We start from the raw sequence: 22,723 nt of genomic DNA, 5'->3' as shown, positions 1-22,723 counted from the left end.
TCACGCTCCAGCGTGGGGATGCCTTGCATGACGCTCCGCGTCACAAATCTACACCGCGCTGCGTATTCAGGATCGGACGCAAAGCGTCGGCACGATAATCTGCAGGCGCTTACTTGTCAGAATGCCCCTGCGCCATCGCCACCACGACTTTGCGTTTGCCAGTGAACGGGGCACGCGAGTGGGCGGTGAGCATGTTGTCGAGCATCAGTACGTCGTTTTCCAGCCACGGGAAGCTGACGGTACAGTCATCTAGTACGCCACGAATCTCGTCCAGCAGGCTTTCTTCGATGGGCGAGCCGTCGCGATAGTAGACGTTGCGCGGCAGGTCTTCTTCGTCCACGACGTCCAGCAGGGTTTCGCGCACTTCCGGTTGCAGGTTGGAAATATGGAACAGGTGCGCCTGGTTGAACCAGACCGTGTCTTTGGTCACCGGATGGCGGGACACTGCCTGGCAGATTTGCCGGGTGCGCAGTTCCCCGTCGTCTTTCCATTCGCATTCGATGTTGTGTGCCTGGCAATACGCTTCGACTACACGTTCATCTTCGGTGTTGAACACCTGGCTCCATTCCACATCCAGCCCGTTGCCGTAGTTGCGCACGTACATGAGCTTTTTTTCGATGAAGCGATCACGAATGCGCGCCGGGATGCGCCGGTAGATCTCGCGACTGTCGGCAATCGGCGTTTCGCCGCCGGTCTGCGCCGCGACCATGCTGTAGAACCAGATTTTCATCGGCCAGTCCAGCGTGTAGGCCTGCTCGTTGTGCAGCGGGATGCTCTGGTGCGCAGGGTATTCGGTGGAGGTGTACACGCCCTTGGTGACGTTGCTGCGCGGCGTGGAGCCAAACTCGTAGTTGAGCAGCGGATCACCAAAACCGCCGGCAAACTCACGAAACGCTTCGGCTCCGCCCACTTCAAATCCGCGGAACAGAATGCCGCCTGCGCTATACAGGTGTTCGGCTACCAGCGGCTTGAGTTCGCCCAGCGCTTCGATCAAGTCCAGACCGGGTTCGGGCGCCTGCACCAGCATGGGCAAACTGCCCGCCCCTGCCAGCAGCGGCCGGATATCCATACTCAACGCATGACTCATGATGTCTCTCCCTCGATGACAAAAGCGCCCGAGCCCCTGCGGCCTGGCGCAACACCCATGTCCAGATTGAACGTACTTCGCCACTGAAAAATTAACTGGCCTGCCCCATTTCCTGTGCCTTGCAGAGGTTTCCGGCAGCTCTGAAACAATTTTTTTCATTTAAACGCAAAAAATTCCTAGAGAAATCTCGTTCTCATTCGTCTTTAACTGAATGCGAGGCTTTATATCGCCCGCGCGTGCATACCGAGAGCCCGTCTGACGCCCGCTCTACATCGTGAATCGAGATTGTTAATCCATGTCGAAGAAGTCCCGTTCAAAAATCTGGTTCCTCGTCCACAGCTGGCTTGCGCTGCCTATCTGGTTCTTCGTGCTGATCGTCTGCGTGACCGGCACGCTGGCGGTGATCAGCAAGGAAATCATGTGGCTTGCCAACCCGGAGATGCGTGACAACCGCCCTTCCGACGATGCCCAGCGCATGAGCTTCGAGCAGATTCGCGCGACCATCGAGCGCAATGAGCCGGACCTGATCGTCGGCACGATCATGCAGCCCGACGGTGACTATTTCGCCCTGAGCGTGTTCGTGACTTACCCGGACGGGCGCTCGGTGCCGGCTTACGTCAACCCTTATACCGGGGTGATTCAGGGCCTCACGCCGTCATTCGATTTCCGCCGCTTTACCCGCGCACTGCACGGCTGGTGGCTGGTGCCGTTCACCAATGGCTATTCGTGGGGCTGGTATCTGGTGTCGATTCTCGGCCTGCCATTGCTGGCTTCGCTGGTGACCGGGCTGGTGGTCTACAAGAAATTCTGGCGCGGCTTTTTCAAGCCGGTTCGCCTCAGTCAGGGCCCGAGGATTTTCTGGGGCGACCTTCATCGCCTCAGTGGCGTCTGGTCAATCTGGTTCATCGCGGTGATTTCCATCACCGGCACCTGGTTTCTGATTCAGGCGATCCTCGGCGATAACCAGATCAGTATCTCGAGTAAATCCCAGGTCGCGTCGATCATCCCGCACAGCGCCGTGCCGCTGACCGCCGATGGCAGCCCCGCACCGACCATCAGCCTGGAGCGAGCTGTGGAAATCGCCAAGGAGCGAATTCCGGGTCTTGAAGCCAGCTTTATCACACCGCCCTTCAATGCCTACAGCAACATGCAGGTCGGTGGCCGCAGTTGGTACCCGCTGATGTTCCAGACTGCCGAAATCAACCCGTACAGCGGTGAAATAGCGGCCTCGCACCTTTTGTCGGACCGTAACAAGCTGGAGTTCGTCACCGAGTCCATGCGCCCGCTGCACACCGGCGATTTCGGCGGTATCTGGATCAAGCTGATCTGGGCGTTCTTCGGCCTGCTATTGAGCACGATGGTCCTCAGCGGCCTTTTGATCTGGAGCAAACGCACCGCGCTGGCGACGCTTAACGCCCTCAAGCGTGAAGCCAAAATCAGGCCTGTCGTGTACACCCCGGAACTACATACCTCGCCACTGGCGACCCGCGCCCCGGAGAACAGCCTGTGAGCAAGGTCGCTGTCGCACAACCTGCATCGTCGCTGAGCCGTTTCTGGCACAAGTGGCGCTTCCACATCAATGTATTGCTGGTGCTGATCCCACTGGGTTTCATGCCCAAATACTTCTCCGACAACGCGCTGGATCGGGGCGATCAAGGCCTGGGCCAGCGTGAGGTCGGCGAGATACAGGTCGGCCCGTGGAGCCTGCGCCTTGCAGAAGACCGAAACGAAGCCCCGCGCCTGTCCGGCCCGTCGGGCTACATGAAAAGTTTCAACGCCGCGCTGTGCAATGCCTGCATCGACCGGGTCAAGGCCACTTACCTGCGCATCGGCAAGCCGCGCAGCCTGCGCACCGCCGGGGTGATTTTCTTCGGTGGTGGCTACCGCATGAGCGCGTTCATGCAGGTTGCGGAAAACACCAGCCCCGACTCAGACCTGTGGATCACCATGGAAGGCTGGGACGGCACCATGCATCAGACTTCCATCCCTCTGCAACAGGCTTCGCCGACTACCGTGGCGTGGCTGAAAAAACAAGGAGCCAAACCATGAGTGCCCGCCCTTCCCTGCATTGGCTGAAGGCCAGCGCCCTTTGCCTGCTTGGCCTGAGCGGCAACGCCCTGGCGCACAACCCGATGTGCGAATGCAAACAGATCGACAACGAGCAGATCCGCTGCACCGGTGGTTTTTCCGACGGCAGCGGTGCGCCCGGCGTAACCCTCGACGTCATCGGCTACGACGAAACCATTCTGGTGCCCGGCAAGCTGGGTGAGGATTCGACCGTGACCTTCAAGCGCCCTGCTTCCGAATTCTACGTGTTGTTCGACGCAGGCCCCGGCCATGTGGTGGAAATCGATCAGGCGGATATCTCGACCCCATGAGTGCGCCAACCCGACAAATCGTCCGTCCGGCTGGCGCCGGGCATGAAACTCTCTACGTTTTGCTGCTGTGCCTGTTGATCCTCGGCGTTGCTGCAGGGGTCGTCAGCCTGCACCGTGACACCCAGGAAACGCATAGCCTTGCCAGCCATCAACTCGACGCACGACGTGACCTGAGCGCCGCCGAGCAAGGCATCTACGCCGATCTGCGCGTGACCCTCGACGAAATTCGCCTGCTGGCCGAAGAGCAGCAGACGCCGATCACACCGCAACAACTTGGCGAAGAAGGCTTTGCGCCATTCACCCAAGACGTCAGCTCGGTGAGCCGTGGCGGTCATGTCTGGCAAATGGTCGAGCAGTCCTACCTGGGGCTGACTCAGGCACCCAGCGTGGCAGGCTCGTTTCTGATGCGTGTCGATTCGTCGCGTGGCGATCAGCCTGACATCTGGATCAACCGCAGCAGCTCCCTGGCGTCAGTCAGCGACCTCGGTGACAAGGCCCTGACCGATGCTGGCTGGAAACAGGTCGTCGCACAATTCGATGCTGGCGTGACACGTCAGCACCCGCACTGAAACTCCGCATTCATTTGAAAGAAGATCGCTTGCCCATGCCTATTTCATTCAAACGCCGCCCTTTGCTGCGCGGCCTGCTGGTGGGCCTGTTCGCCGCCCTGCTGGCACCGTCCGGCTATGCCGCCGACCCGGCAAAACGCCTGCGCATCGGCATCACCCTGCACCCTTATTATAGCTACGTGAGCAATATCGTCGGTGACAAGGCCGAAGTCGTGCCGCTGATCCCGGCCGGTTTCAACCCGCACGCCTACGAGCCGCGCGCCGAGGACATCAAACGTATCAGTTCGCTGGACGTGATAGTGCTCAACGGCGTCGGCCATGACGATTTCGCCGACCGCATGATCGCTGCCAGTGAAACGCCGAACATCAAGACCATTGAGGCCAACGCCGACGTGCCGTTGCTGGCTGCTACCGGCGTGGCGGCAAGAGGTGCAGGCAAAGTGGTCAACCCGCATACGTTTCTGTCGATCAGTGCGTCCATCGCTCAGGTCAACAACATTGCCCGCGAGCTGGGCAAGCTTGACCCGGACAACGCCAAAACCTACACCGCCAACGCCCGCGCCTATGGCAAGCGCCTGCGGCAGATGCGTGCCGACGCCCTCGCAAAGCTGACCAAAGCCCCCAACGCCGACCTGCGCGTGGCCACAGTGCACGCCGCCTACGACTACCTGCTGCGTGAATTCGGCCTGGAAGTGACGGCGGTGGTAGAACCTGCGCATGGCATCGAACCCAGCCCGAGCCAGTTGAAAAAGACCATCGACCAACTGCGCGAACTGGATGTGAAAGTGATCTTCTCGGAAATGGATTTCCCTTCCACCTATGTGGATACCATTCAGCGCGAATCAGGGGTCAAGCTGTACCCGCTGTCGCACATTTCCTATGGCGAATACACCGCCGACAAGTACGAGAAGGAAATGGCCGGCAACCTCGACACCGTGGTGCGGGCGATTCAGGAGTCTGGCACATGACTATTGCGCAGAACCTCGACATCGTCAGCAAAGGCCCCAGCATCGAATTCAATCAGGTGAGCCTGACGCTTGGACGCACGACGATTCTCGACCGGGTGCATTTCAACGTGCGCGCTGGCAGTGTACACGCGCTGGTCGGGCCGAACGGCGGCGGCAAAAGCTCGCTGATCAAGACCCTGCTCGGGCAGACGCCACATCAGGGCCAACTGAGCCTGCAATGGCCTGCCGCACCGGGCCTGATCGGTTACGTGCCACAGGCACTGGAGTTCGACCGCGGCCTGCCCATGACCGTGGATGATTTCATGGCAGCCATGTGTCAGCGACGTCCGGCGTTTCTGGGTTTGTCGAAGCACTACGCAGAGGCGATTGGCGAAGCGCTGGAACGGGTCGGCCTGCAGGACAAACGCAAACGGCGCATGGGCGCGCTGTCCGGTGGCGAGCGGCAGCGGGTACTGTTGGCACAGGGGTTGATTCCTGCGCCGCAATTGCTGGTGCTTGATGAGCCGATGTCGGCACTCGATGAAGCCGGAATTCAAGTCTTCGAGCGCCTGTTGCTTGACTGGCGTCGCAGCGGCATCACCGTGCTGTGGATCGAGCATGATCTGGACGCGGTGCGGCGTCTGGCGGATCAGGTGACCGGGCTCAATCGCCGGGTGCTGTTCGACGAGCCTGCCGCCACGGCGCTGACGCCAGAGCGGCTGCTGACGTTGTTTTCTGCTTATCCTCGCGCTGCGGATACCGTTGACGGGAGCGCCGCCTAATGGATTACGAAACGTTTCGCCTGTTCATTCAGGGCCTCGCCTCATCCGGTTATCTGCCCGAGGCGCTGGCTTACGGGTTTGTGGTCAATGCTCTGCTCGCCGGGCTGTTGATCGGCCCGGTGCTCGGAGGCCTGGGCACACTGGTGGTGGTCAAGCGCTTTGCGTTTTTCTCCGAAGCAGTGGGCCATGCGGCGCTGACCGGCGTAGCCATCGGCATTCTGCTTGGCGAGCCGTACACAGGGCCGTATGGCGCGCTGTTCGGTTACTGCCTGCTGTTCGGCATCGTCCTTAACTACCTGCGCAACCGTACCGGGCTGGCACCGGACACGCTGATCGGCGTGTTCCTCTCGGTATCGCTGGCTCTCGGCGCAAGCCTGCTGCTGGTGCTGGCCGGCAAGATCAACGTGCACATTCTGGAAAACGTGCTGTTCGGCTCGGTACTGACCGTCAACGGCAATGACCTGCTGGTGCTGCTGATCGTCGGTTCACTGGTGATGGGCCTGAGCCTGCCGCTTTACAACCGCATCATGCTGGCCAGTTTCAACCCGCAACTGGCCGCCGTTCGCGGTGTAGCAGTGAAGACCCTGGATTACCTGTTCGTGATTCTGGTCACTTTGATCACCGTTGCCGCCGTGAAAGTCATCGGCGCGATTCTGGTCGGTGCGTTGCTGGTGATTCCAGCGGCAGCGGCACGCCTGTTGAGCCAGTCGCTGAAAGGCTTTTTCTGGATTTCAGTGGCTATAGCGACCGTCAGTACCCTGTGCGGCATCCTGCTGCCAATCGTCTTCGACCTGCCTGTGCCGTCCGGCGCAGCGATCATTCTGGTGGCCGGCGCTGCCTTCGCCCTGGCCGCCATCGCTCGCGGCACCCTGCCGAGTCTGAAAGGGAATATTGGATAAATGCCTACTCTACGTACCTTGACCCTGGCACTGGCCATGACCGGTCTGTTCGCCAACAGTCTGTATGCCGCCGACGCCAAAACCGACAGCTCGCAGCCCGTGCGTGTGCTGGCCAGCCTGCCGATCACCTATGGGCTGGGCGAGATGCTGCTCAAGGACAGCGGCGTGGTGCTGGAGCGCGCTGCTGCCGCCAACCTGCCCGGCTCGCGTCAGACCGCATATTTCACCGGGCGTGGGGCCGATGCATTGCGCGGGCTGGCGAACAACGCCGATGCGGTGATCGGCTTGCGTTCGATCTGGGCCGACGACCCTCTTTACCCTAATGCCCGCCGCAGCAATATCCGCATTGTCGAAATTGACGCGGCGCGTCCAGTGGACGGTAGCTTGCCGGGCATTGCCGTTCAGCCGGGCCAGGGCACTGACGGTCTGAACAGTCAGCCATGGCTGGCAAGCAACAACATGGGACGGATGGCGGATGTGCTGGCTGCGGATCTGGTGCGCCTGGTACCGGCAGCCAAACCGAAGATCGAAGCCAACCTGGCGGCGTTCAAGCAACAGTTGCTCAAGCTCAGCGCCAGCAGCGAAGCAGCGCTGGCCGGTGCCGACAACTTGAGCGTGGTGAGTTTGTCGGACCGCTTTGGCTATTTGATCAGCGGGCTGAATCTGGAACTGATCGACAGCCAGGTGCTGACAGACGAACAGTGGACGCCCGAGGCATTGAACAAGCTGAGCGCGACCTTAAAGGACAATGACGTGGCGCTGGTGCTTGATCATCGTCAACCGCCAGAGCCGGTACAGGCTGCAATCGAGGCGGCTGGCAGCAAGCTGTTGGTACTGGGGATCGATGGCGCTGACCCGCTGGCGGAGTTGCAGGTGGATATTCAGGGGATTATCAAGGTGCTGGCTGGCAGAGAGTGATGCGGCAAAGGCGTCAGGCCTCAGCCCGAAGGACCTAGGCGCGAACTTGTTCGCGAAGTCTATATTTCAGACGATAAATCCACCGTGAATGTACCGCCGTCTTCGCGAACAAGAGCATCAGCAGGCAAGACAGCCATGCAGCTTACTCAGTGGGCTACGCCGTCTGCGCTTCCATTTTCTGGCGCAGACTCAGGGGGCGCATGTCGGTCCAGACTTCTTCGATGTAGGCCAGGCATTCTTTTTTGAAGCCGCTTTTGCCAACTGTGCGCCAGCCGTTAGGAATGGCTTTGTAGTCGGGCCAGATCGAATACTGTTCTTCGTGGTTGACCACCACTTGAAAGACGATGTCTTCCCGATCGAATACTGAAGTCATTGCTGCTCTCCGTGTGTGTTCAGTGCTGCCGTGCCAATTCATGGCAGCTATAGGGATTGAACGTATCACTACGTCAAAAAATTAAAGCTGTGCAACAGAGGCGTTGAGTGCGCGACCGAAAATTTCAGCCACTTCGTCGACCTGCTCGGCAGTGATCACCAGCGGTGGCAGGAAGCGCACCACGCTGCCATGTCGACCACCCAGCTCTAGAATCAGCCCGCGCTTGAGGCATTCACGCTGGATCAGCGGGGCCAGACGGGCAAATACCGGCGGGTGCCCCTGCGCATCTCGCGCACCGGCCGGATCGACCAGTTCGACGCCGAGCATCAGCCCGCGACCACGAATATCGCCCAACTGCGGAAAATCGCGCTGCAACGCTCGCAAATGCTCCGACAAACGAGCGCCCATGGCTGTCGCGTGTTTGCAAATATTGTGTTCCTGAAGATAGCGCATTACTGCCGAACCGGTAGCCATTGCCATCTGATTGCCGCGGAAGGTTCCGGCATGGGCGCCCGGCAGCCAGGTGTCGAGCCATGAACGATAGACCACCACCGCCAACGGCAGGCTGCCGCCGATGGCTTTGGACATGACTACCACGTCCGGGATGATCCCGGCGTGCTCAAAGGCAAACATCTTGCCGGTGCGGGCAAAACCGCTCTGGATTTCATCGACAATCAGCGCCACACCGGCCTTCTCGGTGATCCGCCGCACGCCGCGCAACCAGTCGAGATCAGCAGGAATCACACCGCCCTCGCCCTGCACCACTTCAAGAATAACCGCTGCTGGCAGTTGCACGCCGGCTTCCGGGTCGTTCAGCAGATTCTCCAGATAGTGCAGGTTGGCACGCACGCCCTGTTCGCCGCCAAGCCCGAACGGGCAGCGGTAATCGTAGGGATAGGGCAGAAACTGCACGCCCATACTGAGCAAGGCACCGAGCGGCTTTTTCGGCCCCAGGCTGCCCATCAGGCTCAATGCGCCCTGGCTCATGCCGTGATAACCGCCCTGAAACGACAGCACCGTACTGCGTCCAGTAGCTGTGCGTACCAGTTTCAGCGCAGCTTCCACCGCATCGGTACCGGTCGGGCCGCAGAACTGAATCTTCGCGTCGTCGGCCAACGCTGGCGGCAACAGGCCGAACAGGTCCTGAACGAACCGGTCCTTGACCGGCGTAGTAAGGTCCAGGGTGTGCAGCGGCAGCTCGTCGGCGATAACCTGCTGGATCGCTTCGATAATCACCGGGTGGTTATGCCCGAGCGCCAGCGTGCCCGCGCCCGCCAGGCAGTCGATGAAGCGCCGGCCTTCAACGTCCTCGACGTGAATGCCCTTGGCGCGCTTGAGCGCCAGCGGAATACGCCGTGGGTAGCTGCGCGCATTGGACTCCTGGCGACTCTGCCGGGCCAGCAATGGCGATTCGTCGAACTGATAGAGTGTTTCAGCCTCTGCCGGAGTAGTCCGAGTCAACTGATCGTCGATAAACCTGGTAGCGACTGACATCTGTACAACCCTCAATACGCTGCATGAATGACCTGAGGCACAACGATTGGCCATGCTGACTCCGGCGTTTATTCCTTCCCTTGAAAACGCACCAGCGAGCTGCGGATTTACACCCGGTAACGAGTTTTTTATCCGCAGCGCCAGCGCCCCGACCAGAGGCTGATCAGAGCCCTTCCAGTTCCGCCATCAAGTCCGACAATCGGTCGAATTTCTGCTCGTCGACCTGCGCCCCACCCAAGCTTTCCAGATGCTGCGCCAATGCCTGAACAGTGTTGAACTCGAACATCGCCCGCAATGGCACGTTACGCTGCAGCAGTTTTTGCGCGCGGGTGACCACTTGCGTAGCGAGCAGCGAATGCCCGCCCAACTCAAAGAAGTTGTCGGTAATACCCACGCGCTCGACCTTGAGCACATCAGCCCAGAGGGTCGCCAGTTGCTGCTCCATCTCGGTCTGTGGTGCGAGGTATTCCTGCTGCGCCTGGCTGACATCCGGCGCAGGCAGGGCCTTGCGGTCGAGTTTGCCGTTCGGCGTCAGTGGCATCGCATCCAGAATCACCAGATGCGCAGGCACCATGTAGTCCGGCAGGCTGGCCTTGAGGTGGCTTTTCAGCGCGTCTCGCAGCGCATCGTGATCCTGCGTGGCAGCGCTTGGCACCAGATACGCCGCCAGCACTTTGCCCAGCGGGCCGTCGACGTCCAGCACTACAGATTCGCGGATTGCCGGATGCTCCAGCAGACGGGTTTCGATTTCGCCCAGCTCGATGCGGTAGCCGCGAATCTTCACTTGGTGATCGACCCGGCCGACGTACTCCGGCACGCCGTCCTTGCGCCGCCGCGCCAAGTCGCCGGTGCGATACAGACGCTCGCCCGGCGCACCGAACGGATGCGGCACGAACACCGGCACGGTACGCGATGGATCAGCGACATAACCGCGACCGACCCCAACCCCGGCGACGCACAACTCGCCCACTGCGCCCAGCGGCACAAGGTCCAGCGCGTCGTCGAGCAGGTACAGGCGATTGTTGTCGGTCGGCGAACCGATCGGCAGGTACGCGCTGCGTGTGGAGTCCGCGTCAACGCGGAAGAACGCCACGTCGTCGGAACATTCAGCCGGCCCATAGGCATTCACCAGCCCGATAGCCGGGTAGCGTTGCAGCCACTGGCTGGCCAGTTCAGGCGGCATGGCTTCGCCAGTCGGCAGCAGCCAGCGCAGGCTGTCGAGGGTGGAGTGCTGTTCGGCAAGCAGGCCGGTTATCAGTGACGGCACGCTTTCCAGCACGCTGATGCGCTGCGCCTGCACATGCGCCAACAAGGCCTGCGGGTCGCGGGCGATGTCGTTCGGCACGATGTCCAACCGCGCGCCAAACAGCGGCGCGGCGAGGAACTGCCAGACCGAGATGTCGAAACTTTGCGAGGCGGTCTGGGCGATGACATCGTGGTCGCTCAGGCTCAGGTAAGGCACTTTGCTCATCTGATTGTTGAGCATGCCGCGCTGCTCGACCATCACGCCCTTCGGCAACCCGGTGGAGCCGGAGGTGAAAATCACGTAAGCCAGGTTATCCGGTGCGCTGTAACGACCCGGATTGTGCTGCGCTGATTCGCTCTGCTGCACGTCTTCCCAGACCCGCAACTGCGGACGATCGGACTCGGGCAGCGCATCGAGCAGCGCCCTGCCCTGTTGCAGGCAATTCGCGCTGCACACCAGCACCGGCGTGCGGCTCTGGGCGATGATGCCGCTCAGTCGCACATTCGGCAGCGCCGGGTCCAGCGGCAGGTAACCGGCACCGGCCTTGAAGCTGCCGATGATCATGCCGAGCAGTGCAGGCCCGCGCTCGGCGAGCAAGGCAACCGGCTGATCGAAACTGACACCGGCCTCGATCAGCGCATGGCCCAGTCGATTGCTGGCGATATTCAGCTCGGCGTAGCCAAGCTGGCGATCCAGACAACTGACCGCAATACGCTCGGGATGCGCTTCAACCTGCGCCTCAAACAGTTCGACGTAGCTCTTATCCAGCGGGTAAGCGTGATCGCTCTGGTTGCAGCCCTCGATCAGGAACGTGCGCTCCTGCTCGCTGACCAGCGCCAGCCCGGCCATGTCGCCATGGAAACCTTCGATCAGCGCCAGCAGCAGGCGCTTGAATTCGCCGAGCATGTTCTGCACGGTGGACTCGTCGAAATAACGCTGGTCGTAGGACAGGTGCAGGCCTAGGTCATCACCCGGATAGCAGACGGCCGTCAGCGGATAGTTAGTGTGGGTGCGACCGGAATCCGAGGTGGCATTGAGGCTTTGCGCACGGTCGAGCACCGAGACTTCCACCGGCGCGTTTTCAAACACGAACAGGCTGTCGAACAGCGGCTGGCCCTTGGGCAGTTCGCTGTTTTCCTGAATGGTCACCAATGGCAGGTATTCGTACTCGCGCAACTGCATGTTGCTGTCCAGCAACTGGCTCAGCCACTGGCGCACACTGCAGCGCTGTTCGTCACCCGGCATACCGACGCGCAGGGCAATGGTGTTGATGAACAGCCCGACGGTGCGTTGCATCTGCGGCAGTTCCACAGGACGACCGGCTACGGTAACGCCGAACACCACGTCGCGATCACCGCTCATGCGCCGCAAGGTCAGCGCCCACGCCGCCTGGGCGAAGGTGTTGACAGTCAGTTGATGTTGTTGCGCCAGCTCGCGCAGTTTTGCGCCGTCGCGCTCATCAAGACGGGTGTAACAATCGCCCACCACCATACCGCCGCTGTCGCCGGCATGTTCACGCAGAAATGGCCGGTCGCTGGGGATCGGCGTCGGCCGCTCGAAGCCGCGCAGGTTGTGCTGCCACCAGTCACGCGCCTGCGCCAGACCACGGCGTTGCAGCCAGCCGATGTAGTCGCGATAGCGCGGCGCAGGCGTCAGTTGTGCTTCACGCCCTTCGCCCAACGCGGTGTAAATGTCGAAGAAGTCGTTCATCAGCAGCGAACGGCACCAGGCATCGATGAGGATGTGGTGGTTGCTCATCATGAACCAGTAGCGCGCTTCATCGACGCGGATCAGGCGCAGGTGGAACGGCGGCTGATTGAGCAGATCGAAACCGGCCTCGCGCTCGGACTTGAGCAAGGCCTGCAAGCGCGGTTCCTGTTGGTCCGCCGGCACATCACGCCAGTCCAGATAATCAATCGGCGTGCTGCCTGGCTTGTGAATGACCTGCAGCATGGTTTCGCCGATGTCCCAGCAGAACGAGGCACGCAGCGCTTCGTGACGGGCGATCACCGCCTGCCAGGCCTGGGCGAAACGTTCCGGGTCCAGCGCGCTGTTGATGCGGTAGCGATCCTGCATGTAATACAGGCCGGTGCCGGGTTCCAGCAGGGTGTGCAGCAGCATGCCCTCCTGCATCGGCGTCAGCGGGTAGACGTCCTCGATGTGGCTTGCTGCGACCGGCAGCGCGTCGAGCTGCGCCTGATCCAGATCGGCCAACGGGAAGTCGGAAGGCGTCAAGCCGCCGCTGCTATCGCTCAGGCAGTGGGCGATCAGCGACTGCAATTGCGCCAGGTAAGCCTGCGCCAACGCTTCGATAGCGGCGGGTTGATAGCGCTCGGCACTGAAAGTCCAGCGCAGCAGCAATTCGCCGCCATACACCTGGCTGTCGATGCTCAGCTCATTGGGCAACGGCGCATGCGGATCGTGGGCCGCGCCTGCCGACTCTTCCAGCGGACGAAACAGCGCATCGCTGGCGAAGCTCTGGTCGAACTGGCCGAGGTAATTGAAGGTGATCGGCGCCACCGGCAGCGCCTGCATGGCGGCCTTGCTGGCACTGTCGGCCAAGTAGCGCAGCACGCCATAGCCCAGGCCTTTGTGCGGCACCTGGCGCAGTTGCTCCTTGATTACCTTGATCGAGTCGCCCGGTGCTGCATCGACAGCCAGCGCGGGGGTGAGGCGCAGCGGATAGGCGCTGGTGAACCAGCCCACGGTGCGCGTCAGGTCGATGTCGTCAAACAAGGTTTCGCGACCGTGACCTTCCAGCTGGATCAGGGTCGATGGCTGCCCGCTCCAGCGGCAGATCACCTGCGCCAGCGCGGTGAGCAGCAGGTCGTTGACCTGGGTGCGGTAAGCGCCGGGGGCCTGTTGCAGCAGTTGCCGGGTACGCTCTGCATCCAGTCGTACGCTGACCGTTTGTGCGTGACGATTCTGCTGGCCGCCCTGCGAGTTATGGCACGGCAGATTGGTCGCAGGACCGCCCAGTTGACGCTGCCAGACATGCAACTCTTCACGTAACGATTCATTACCCGCATAGGCCTGCAAGCGCGCGGCCCAGTCGCGGAACGCACTGGTCTTGGCGGCGAAACGCACTGGCGTAACGTCGCTCAACTGGCGATAAGCCGTTTGCAGATCGTCGAGCAGAACACGCCACGAAACGCCATCAACCACCAGGTGGTGAATAACCATCAACAGGCGTTGCTGGCCCTGCGCCCCGTCAACCAGCAAGGCACGCAGCAGCGGGCCGTTTTGCAGGTCGAGGCTGCGCTGAGTGTCGGCGTACAAGGCTGCACATTCGGCCATGTCAGCGACCCGCGCCTGTATCAGCAGGGTTTCGGCGGTGACGGCTCGGTGCTCGGCCTGCCACTTGCCGTTCTGCTCGGTAAAACTCAGGCGCAAGGCGTCGTGCTGTTCAAGCACGACACGCAACGCCTGCTCCAGAATACCTGGATCAAGGGCGCTGACCGGCTCCAGCACCAGCGACTGGTTCCAGTGTTGTCGCTCGGGGATTGGCGTTTCGAAGAACCAGTGCTGAATCGGCGTCAGCGCAGACGCACCTTCAAGCAGGCCCTGCTCGGCCTGGATCAGTTCGCTGGCGGTCGCCACGGCGGCGAGAGTCTGCACGGTCTGGTGCTGGAACAGGTCGCGCGGGCTGAAATGAATGCCCACCTGACGCGCGCGGCTAACCACCTGAATCGACAGAATCGAATCGCCGCCCAGCTCGAAGAAGTTGTCGTTGACGCCGACTTTCTCGACGTTCAGCACCGCACACCAGATCGCCGCCAGTTGCTGCTCCAGCTCGCTGGCAGGCGCGATGTAGTGCTGACGATTGAGTTCCGGGTCCGGCGCAGGCAGCGCGCGTCGATCCAGTTTGCCGTTGGCGGTCAGCGGCATGCTGGCGAGCAGCATCAGGTGGGTCGGCACCATGTAATCGGGCAGTTGCGCCTTGAGATGCGCTTTCAGCGATTCACGCAGTTGCGCCTGCTGTTCATCGCCCTGCCCGGCCACCTCACTGACCAGATAAGCGGCCAGCTGCTTGCCCGACGGCGTGTCCAGCGCCAGCACCACGGCTTCGCGAATCGACTCATGCTCAAGCAATCGGCTTTCGATTTCGCCCAGTTCGATGCGGAAACCACGAATCTTCACCTGATGATCGATACGCCCCAGGTATTCCACCAGCCCGTCGGTACGCTGGCGCACCAGGTCGCCGGTGCGATACAGACGCCCGCCATTGCTGGCAAACGGGTCAGCCACGAAACGTTCGGCGGTCATGCCGGGGCGCTGATGATAGCCCTGCGCTAGACCCGCACCACCGATGTACAGTTCGCCGCTCGCGCCCTGCGGCACCAGCGCCAGATCGGCGTCGAGAATATAGGCCACGCGCGCGCCGACGATGCGTCCAATCGGCACGCTGGCTTCGCCTTCCTCCAGTTGCTGCGGCGCCAGGCTGGCCAGCGGCATGACCACGGTTTCAGTCGGGCCGTAGGCGTTGAACAGCAGTTCTGGCTGAAACACCGCGCGAATCCGCTGCAAGTGTTCGCCGGTCAGCGCTTCACCGCCGGTGATGCACATGCGCACCGGCAAGGTCTGGCCCTGGGTCGCCAGCCATTGCGCCAACTGGCTGCCATAGCTGGGGGTGAAACCGAGAATATTGACCTGCTGCTGACGAATCAGCGTGCAGATTTCTTCGGCGTCCCATTGGCCCTGAGCGCGCAACACCACGCGCGCGCCGCTGAGCAACGGCACCAGCAGGCGCTCGGTAGCAGCGTCGAAGTTGATCGAATAAAAATGCAGTTCACAGTCGTCAGGCTGCATGTCGAAACGACGGATTACCGCCTGACAATGCATGGCGATTTCACCGTGGGACACCACCACGCCTTTGGGCTTGCCGGTCGAACCGGAGGTGTAAATCAGGTACGCCTGATGCTGCGGCAGGCTGATAAACGGCAGTTCATCGGACGAGAAAGACGCCAGCAGCGGCTGATCGTCTTCCAGGCACCAGCGGGCCACACCGGCAGGCAACTCGCCCAGCGCGGCAAACAGCGCACGATCGCTCAGCAGCAGGCCGACGCCGCTGTCTTCGATCATGTAGTGCAGGCGTTCCAACGGATATTCCGGGTCCAGTGGCACATACGCACCACCGGCCTTGAGGATCGCCAGCAGGCCGACAACCATATCCAGCGAGCGCGGCAGCGCCAGGCCGACCCGCACCTGCGGGCCGACGCCACGCTGGCGCAGCATTCCGGCCAGTTGGTTGGCACGGGCGTTCAGCTCGGCGTAGCTCAGGGTTTCGCCGGCAAAGATAAGCGCCGCGGCCTGTGGACGCAGTTGGGCCTGCTCGGCAAACAGACTGTGAATGCACTGATCGAGACGCTGCTCGCCCGCTTCGACGCCGAGGCTATCGAGCAATTGCTGCCGCTCTGCATCCTGCAACAGCGGCAGCTCACTCAAACGCTGCTGCGGATCGACGAGCAGCGCCTGCAACAGGTTCAGCCAGTGTTCGGCCATTTGCGCGATGCGCGGTTCGTCGAACAGATCGGTGCTGTAGGTCAGACAGCAACCCAGCCGGTGATCCAGCTCGGTGACTTCCAGGTTGAGGTCGAATTTGGTGGCCCGTGCATCGTTGACCAGGTAGTCGACGGTCATGCCCGCCAGCTCGCGGCTCTGCTGGAACTCCCAGCGCTGCACGTTGCACATCACCTGGAACAGCGGGTTGTAGGCCGCGCTACGCGGCGGTTGCAGGGCTTCGACCAAATGATCGAACGGCAGGTCCTGATGCGACTGGCCTTCGATGACCGTATGCCGCACCTGCTCGAACAACTGCGCGACGCTCATTTGCCCGTCGAGCTGCACGCGCAGCACCTGAGTGTTGAGGAAAGCCCCGATCAGCCCTTCGCTTTCCGGCCGAATACGGTTGGCCACCGGCGCACCGATGCGCAGGTCGTTCTGACCGCTGTAACGGTAGAGCAGCACCGCCAGTGTGGCGGTCATGGTCATGAACAGGGTCAAACCGTTGCGAGCGTTGAACGCACGAACTTTCGCGGCCAGTTCGGGATTCAGATCGAAGCGATACAGTTCGCCTTGGTGACTTTGCACAGGCGGGCGTGGCCGGTCAGTGGGCAGTTCCAGCAGCGGGTGTTCGTTGCCCAGTTGCGCGGTCCAGTAATCCAACTGACGCTGGCGTTCGCCAGCCTCCATCCACTGGCGCTGCCACACGCTGTAATCAAGGTATTGCACCGCCAGCGGTTCCAGCGGCGACGGCTTGCCGTCCAGGAACGCCTCGTAAAGCAGACCCAATTCGCGAGCGAAGATGTCCATCGCCCAGCCTTCAGTGACGATGTGGTGCAGGGTCAGGACGAAGTAATGTTCAAGCTCCGCCGCCCTGACCAGACAGGCACGCAGCAGCGGCCCGGTTTCCAGATTAAAGGGCTTATGCGCCTCGCTGTCGGCCAGCGCCTGAATGCGCTGCTGACGAACGTCGGCAGGCAGCGCCGAATAGTCCTGCCATTGAACACTCAGGCCGGTCTGTTCGGCGACTTTCTGGCAGGCCACGCCATTGATGCTCGGGAAGGTAGTGCGCAGGGTTTCGTGGCGCATGATCAAGGCTTGCAACGCGGCCTCGAAACGCTCGATATCAAACACGCCGTTCAAGCGTGCCATACCGCCGACGTTGTAGGCCGGGCTGTCCGGTTCCATCTGCCAGAGGAACCACATGCGCTGCTGGGAATAGGACAGCGGCACCGGTTGGCTGCGGTCGACGCGAGCAATAGGTTGCAGGCTGTTGCGTGCGCCACACTGCTGAAGGGTTTGAACCTGTTCAGCGAATGCGCCCAGCTCGCTGGCCTCGAACAACGCGCGCAATGGCAGGTCGATGTCGCATGCCTGACGCACACGGGAAATGATCTGCGTGGCCAGCAACGAGTGCCCGCCCAGCTCGAAAAAGTCGTCGCGCAAGCCCACACGTGGCACGCCGAGCACTTGGCGCCAGATACCGGCGATCTGCTTTTGCAGGTCGGTTTGCGCTTCGACGTGTTCGCGGGTCTGCCATTGCGGCTCGGGCAAGGCGCGGCGATCCAGCTTGCCGCTCGGGCTCAGCGGCATGCTGTCGAGACGCACCAGTTGCGCCGGAACCATGTAATCCGGCAATTCCAGCGCCAGGGCCGACTTGATGCGCTCGGCGTCAACGTCCTGTCCGGCTTCGCCAGTGTAGTAACCGATCAGTTGCGGGCCAGCAGCGGTTTCACGGACCAGCACAGCAGCGTGACCGACGCCTGGCTGGGCCAGCAGTCGGGCTTCGATTTCCTGTGGTTCAACGCGGAAGCCACGCAGTTTGACCTGCTGATCAAGACGCCCCAGATATTCCAGCGCGCCATCAGCCGCCCAACGTACCAGGTCGCCGGTGCGGTAAAGGCGCTCACCCGGCTGACCTAGCGGGTCGGCGATAAAGCGCTCGGCGGTCAGCCCCGGACGGTTCAGATAACCGCGCGCCAGGCCAATACCGCCAATACAAAGTTCGCCGGCAACACCGCGTGGCAGCGGGTTGAGCTCGCTGTCCAGCACGCGGCACAGCACATTGCCCAGCGGGCGACCAATCGGTGAACGCAGGCCGTCGGCAAGCTGGCACTGCCAATGAGTGACGTTGATCGCGGTTTCGGTCGGCCCGTAACGGTTGTGCAGTTGCACGTTCGGCAGTTGCTCCAGCACCCGGTTGCGCAGTTCACTCGGTAGCGCTTCGCCGCCGGAGAACAGGCGACGCAGGCTGCTGCACTGCTGCGTCAGCGGTTCGTCAATGAACAGTTGCAGCAGAGGCGGCACGAAATGCAGCGTGGTCACGCCATATTCGTTGACCAACTGCGCGATGCGGTGCGGGTCGCGGTGTTCGCCGGGGCCTGCCAGCAGCAGGCGGCTGCCAGTGATCAGCGGCCAGAAACATTCCCACACCGACACATCGAAGCTGATGGGTGCCTTTTGCATCAATACGTCACTTTCATCCAGCGCGTACGTGGCCTGCATCCATTGCAGGCGCTCGGCCAAGGCCGCGTGGGTGTTGCCGACGCCTTTGGGCTGGCCGGTCGAGCCGGAGGTGTAAATCACATACGCAAGATTGTCGCCGTGCAGGTGCAGGCCCGGTGTGCTGGCCGGCCAGTTGTCCAGGTGCAGCATGTCCATCGCGACCGTGCAGACCCCTTCTGCGCTCGGCAGATCACCTAGCAAATGGCTCTGGGTCAGCAGCAGCTCGACGCCACTGTCTTCAAGCATGTACGCCAGTCGATCAATCGGGTAATCCGGGTCCAGCGGCACATAAGCACCTCCGGCCTTGAGAATCGCCAAAAGGCCGATGAGCAATTGCGGCGAACGCTCGGCGGCAATCGCCACCCTGACGTCCGGGCCGACGCCCTTGTCGCGCAGGTAGTGCGCCAATCGATTGGCCTGGGCGTGCAGGCTGGCAAAATCGAGACTGCCGCCCTCCCACACCAACGCCATGCGTTCCGGGGTCTGTAGTGCCTGACGCTCCAGCAGTTCCGGCAACCACACGTGCGCAGGTATGCACGGCGCAGCGCTCCACCGCGCCTGTTCGGCCTGCTCGTCCGTGCTGAGCAATTGCACATCACCCAGCGCGACCTGCGCCTGTTGGCTGACCTGTGTCAGCAGGCGAACATAGTGTTGCGCCAGACGCACGATGGTATCGCGCTCGAACAGCTCGTCGGCGTAGTCGAAGGACAGGTTCAGGCGACCATTGCGGTCTTCTTCACTGTGCAATTGCAGGTCGAACTTGGCCTCGCGGCTGTGCCACGGCAGCTCTTCGGCGAGCAGCCCCGGTAGACGGCGCAACGCGCCGAGGTCGCGTTGCTGATGGTTGAACATGACTTGAAACAAACCATGCTCGCGCGCCTGCGGAAATGCTTCGACCAGCTGCTCGAACGGCACGTCCTGATGCGCCTGGGCGTCGAGCGTGGCCTGACGGGTCTGGGCCAGCAGCGTCGAAAACGGCAGGCGCGGCTCCAGTTGCGCACGCAGCACCAGGGTATTGATGAAGAAGCCGATCAGCCCCTGGGTTTCATAGCGCGGACGATTGGCACCGGGCACGCCGATACGGATATCGGTCTGGCCGCTGTAGCGGTGCAGCAAGGTCTGGAACCCTGCCAGCAGGAACATGAATGACGTCGATTGCCAGGCTTGCGCAGTGTTGCGCACCGCCGCGCTCAGCTCGGCGCTCAGGCGCAGGCTGTAACGTGAAGCGCTGTGTTGCTGGCGTAGCGAGCGCGGATGATCGGTGTTCAGCGTCAGGGTCGGCTGCTCATCGCCCAGTTGCTGTTTCCAGTAAGCCAACTGCCGCTCGGCCTCGCCCTGCGCCAGCCACTCACGCTGCCATTGGCCGTAGTCGGCGTAGCGCAACGGCAAAGGCGCCAGCTTCAGAGTCTGGCCCTGAACAGCCGACGCATAGAGACGCGAGAACTCGTCGATAAGCACATTCAGCGACCAGCCATCGGCAATTATGTGGTGCAGCGTGACCAGCAACTGATGATCTTCTTCGTCCAGTTGCAACAGCGTGACACGCAGCAACGGACCATTTTGCAGATCGAACGGCAGGCGCGCCTGCTCTTCACGGATCGCCAGCGCACGCGCCTGGCGCTCCTCGCCTGCCAGATCACTGATGTCCAGCGTATCGATATGGAACTCGTCTGGCGTATCGATACGTTGCAGGGCTGTGCCGTCGTGCTCGTAGAAGCGCGTGCGCAGCGACTCATGGCGCTCGATGAGGCGCTGGAAACTGCTGCGCAATGCGTTGATATCAAGCTCGCCGCGCAGGTGAAGCCCGCCGGGAATGTTGTAGGCGCTGCTCTGCGGATCAAGCTGCCAGAGGAACCACAGGCGGTTCTGTGCCAGCGATTGCGGCAGGTGCTCGTTGCCGGGCAGCCGGGCGATAGCGTTCTGCGCCTGACTTCTGCCTTGCGATCCAGCGATCTGAAGCGCTTCCATTTGCGCAGCGAAGGCCGCCAGCGTCGGCGCTTCGAACAGCAGGCGCAGGTTCAGGTCGATGCCGAGCGTCTCGCGCAACCTGGCCACCACCTGGGTCGCCACAATCGAGTTGCCGCCCAGCAGGAAGAAATGGTCGTCGGCGCTGACCTGTTCGCACTGCAACTGCTCGCACCAGACGCTGGCGATCTGCGCTTGCAGGTCCGAGCCGGTGCGTGAAGTACGGTGTTGCAGGGTTGTGTCGATTGCCGGGAATACGGCATAGCTGTCGAGGCTGCCATCGGCCAGACGCGTACGACACGCCGAGCGCTGCAGTTTGCCGCTGGAGGTTTTGGGCAGCGCGCCCGGATTGAGCAGCGCAACGACACTCGGCGCTTCCTGAAAGGCCTCGGCCACGGTTTGCCGGATGATCTTGATCAGCGCTTCGGGCGAGAGGATTTTCTGCACACTGCGGCTGATTTCGGCAGCGATGCCGATGCCCTCGCTGCCATCCTGATGGACTGCGAACGCGGCAATCCGGCCTTTGCGCAACACATCGACCTCGCGTTCGATAACTTTTTCAATGTCCTGTGGGTACAGGTTGTGGCCACGGACGATCAGCATGTCTTTCAAACGGCCGGTGATGTACAGCTCGCCATGCCGCTGAAAGCCCAGATCGCCGGTGCGCAGCCAGGTTTGGCCTTCATGCTGGACGAATGCCTTGGCGGAGGCTTCTGGGTTGCGCCAGTAGCCGTGGGCGATGCTCGGCCCACTGGCCCAGACTTCGCCAATGCTGTTTTCAGCCAGCACGTGCAGGGTAACGGGGTCGGCGATCAACACGCCGTGCCCCGGCTGGCCTGTGCCGCAGCTCATGACCGGCTGACCGTCGCCCAGCTCGGCCACATTGCGCGCCAGGGCCTGCGCATCCAGATGCAGCGAAGGAATACCCTTGCCGCGCTTGCCGCCGGCCACATACAGCGTGGCTTCTGCCAGCCCGTAGGACGCCATGAAGCTGTCCGGCGTGAAGCCACAGCTGGCGAATTTCTCGGCGAACGCATTCAGGCTGTCTTCGCGGATCGGCTCGGAGCCGGAATACGCCACGCGCCAGCGGCTCAGGTCCAGCCGCTCCAGCGCCGAATCGCTGACCCGCGCGCTGCACAGCTGGTAGGCGAAGTCAGGCCCGCCGCTGATGGTGCCGCCGTATTCACTGATCGCCTCCAGCCAGCGCAATGGGCGCGTGAGGAAATAGGCCGGCGCCATGAGAACGCACGGAACACCGCTGAAAATCGGCTGCAACAAGCCGCCGATCAGGCCCATGTCGTGGTACAGCGGCAGCCAACTGACGATCACGTCGTCCGGGTTGACGTCGATGCCGAAGCCATGCCGAATCAACAGTTCGTTGGCGACCAGATTGCCATGAGTGACTTGCACGCCCTTGGGCAAGGCCGTCGAGCCGGAGGTGTATTGCAGAAACGCGATGTCGTCGGCGTGCAGTTGCGGACCCTGCCAGCCATCGGCCGACGCGCTGTCCAGCGTATCGACACACAGCAGTGGCGGCGCATCGGCAGCGGCCAGCTCTTCCATCTGCAACAGGGCAGGCTGCACGTCGGAAGCGGTCAGGACCAGACGTGGCTCGGCATCGGCAATGATCGACAGCAGCCGCTCCTGATGATGACGGCGGTTGGATTCCGGTGGGTAAGCCGGCACCGCAATGACCCCGGCGTACAGGCAGCCGAAAAATGCAGCCACATAGTCCGGCCCGCTGTGGAACAGCAGAACCGCCCGATCACCTGGCTCTGCCTGACGTTGCAGCGCAGCAGCGATGGTCCGCGCGCGCAGGTCCAGATCACGGTAGGTCAACACCAGCCCCTGACTTTTCTCGTCGGTAAGAAAACGCAGAGCCAGCCGATCAGGCGTCTGCAAGGCGCGACGCTGAAGGGCCTGAGCCAGAGTGTCGGGGAGTTCAAACGCATCCATGATGGGGTTCCTGCTAGGTTCGGCGTGCCAGATAAAATCTGAATTTCAAGAAAAGACGCGCGTCCCGTGGTTAGGTCGCGCGCTAAGCAAAAGAGCCAGACG

The 22,723-nt window shown here is 61.8% G+C and carries 12 protein-coding genes; 8 read left to right on the top strand and 4 right to left on the bottom strand.

What is annotated here, in order from left to right:
- Positions 1–109 precede the first annotated feature (109 nt).
- Positions 110–1,087 (bottom strand): TauD/TfdA family dioxygenase, encoded by a 978-nt coding sequence (locus tag POR16_RS08875; RefSeq protein ID WP_122381080.1) that lies wholly within the window; start codon positions 1,085–1,087, stop codon positions 110–112.
- 295 nt (positions 1,088–1,382) lie between these two features.
- Between POR16_RS08875 and POR16_RS08870 the strand changes: the two genes are divergently transcribed.
- From POR16_RS08870 to POR16_RS08835, 8 genes are read left to right on the top strand one after another with little or no spacing between them, the layout of a single operon-like run.
- The gene (locus tag POR16_RS08870) at positions 1,383–2,597 is read left to right on the top strand and encodes a PepSY-associated TM helix domain-containing protein (RefSeq protein ID WP_005887632.1); all 1,215 of its coding nucleotides are present in this window, start codon (positions 1,383–1,385) and stop codon (positions 2,595–2,597) included.
- Positions 2,594–3,136 carry a hypothetical protein gene (locus POR16_RS08865; protein WP_005887631.1) on the top strand — a complete coding sequence of 181 codons (543 nt, stop codon included), beginning with the start codon at positions 2,594–2,596 and terminating at the stop codon, positions 3,134–3,136. Before POR16_RS08870 ends, POR16_RS08865 begins: the two co-directional genes overlap by 4 nt.
- Complete coding sequence (locus POR16_RS08860; protein WP_005887629.1) at positions 3,133–3,465, top strand: hypothetical protein; 333 nt, start codon at positions 3,133–3,135, stop codon at positions 3,463–3,465. Before POR16_RS08865 ends, POR16_RS08860 begins: the two co-directional genes overlap by 4 nt.
- Positions 3,462–4,034 carry a DUF6162 family protein gene (locus POR16_RS08855; RefSeq protein WP_005887628.1) on the top strand — a complete coding sequence of 191 codons (573 nt, stop codon included), beginning with the start codon at positions 3,462–3,464 and terminating at the stop codon, positions 4,032–4,034. The genes POR16_RS08860 and POR16_RS08855 overlap by 4 nt, the downstream gene beginning before the upstream one ends.
- A gap of 35 nt (positions 4,035–4,069) precedes the next feature.
- Positions 4,070–5,002, top strand: a complete 933-nt coding sequence (locus POR16_RS08850) for a metal ABC transporter substrate-binding protein (protein WP_005887626.1) — start codon at positions 4,070–4,072, stop codon at positions 5,000–5,002.
- The gene (locus POR16_RS08845; RefSeq protein ID WP_005887625.1) at positions 4,999–5,763 is read left to right on the top strand and encodes a metal ABC transporter ATP-binding protein; all 765 of its coding nucleotides are present in this window, start codon (positions 4,999–5,001) and stop codon (positions 5,761–5,763) included. Before POR16_RS08850 ends, POR16_RS08845 begins: the two co-directional genes overlap by 4 nt.
- Positions 5,763–6,662, top strand: coding sequence for a metal ABC transporter permease (locus tag POR16_RS08840; RefSeq protein WP_005887624.1), 900 nt, complete (start codon positions 5,763–5,765; stop codon positions 6,660–6,662). Before POR16_RS08845 ends, POR16_RS08840 begins: the two co-directional genes overlap by 1 nt.
- The gene (locus POR16_RS08835) at positions 6,663–7,580 is read left to right on the top strand and encodes a metal ABC transporter substrate-binding protein (protein WP_005887621.1); all 918 of its coding nucleotides are present in this window, start codon (positions 6,663–6,665) and stop codon (positions 7,578–7,580) included.
- A 154-nt stretch (positions 7,581–7,734) separates the two neighbouring features.
- Here the strand turns inward: POR16_RS08835 and POR16_RS08830 are convergent, their stop codons facing one another.
- The 3 genes from POR16_RS08830 to POR16_RS08820 all read right to left on the bottom strand — a co-directional run bounded on the left by POR16_RS08830 (position 7,735) and on the right by POR16_RS08820 (position 22,621).
- A complete protein-coding gene (locus tag POR16_RS08830; RefSeq protein WP_003304661.1) occupies positions 7,735–7,953 on the bottom strand; it encodes an MbtH family protein in 219 nt (72 codons plus the stop codon).
- A gap of 81 nt (positions 7,954–8,034) precedes the next feature.
- Positions 8,035–9,447 carry an aspartate aminotransferase family protein gene (locus POR16_RS08825; RefSeq protein WP_005887619.1) on the bottom strand — a complete coding sequence of 471 codons (1,413 nt, stop codon included), beginning with the start codon at positions 9,445–9,447 and terminating at the stop codon, positions 8,035–8,037.
- A gap of 163 nt (positions 9,448–9,610) precedes the next feature.
- Positions 9,611–22,621: a non-ribosomal peptide synthetase gene (locus POR16_RS08820; RefSeq protein WP_122381081.1), complete on the bottom strand. Its 13,011-nt coding sequence runs from the start codon at positions 22,619–22,621 to the stop codon at positions 9,611–9,613.
- Positions 22,622–22,723 lie beyond the last annotated feature (102 nt).

The sequence above is a fragment of the Pseudomonas coronafaciens pv. oryzae str. 1_6 genome, from assembly GCF_000156995.2.
GTDB classification, from domain to species: domain Bacteria; phylum Pseudomonadota; class Gammaproteobacteria; order Pseudomonadales; family Pseudomonadaceae; genus Aquipseudomonas; species Aquipseudomonas tremae.
This window is presented reverse-complemented; position numbering and strand designations above follow the sequence as displayed.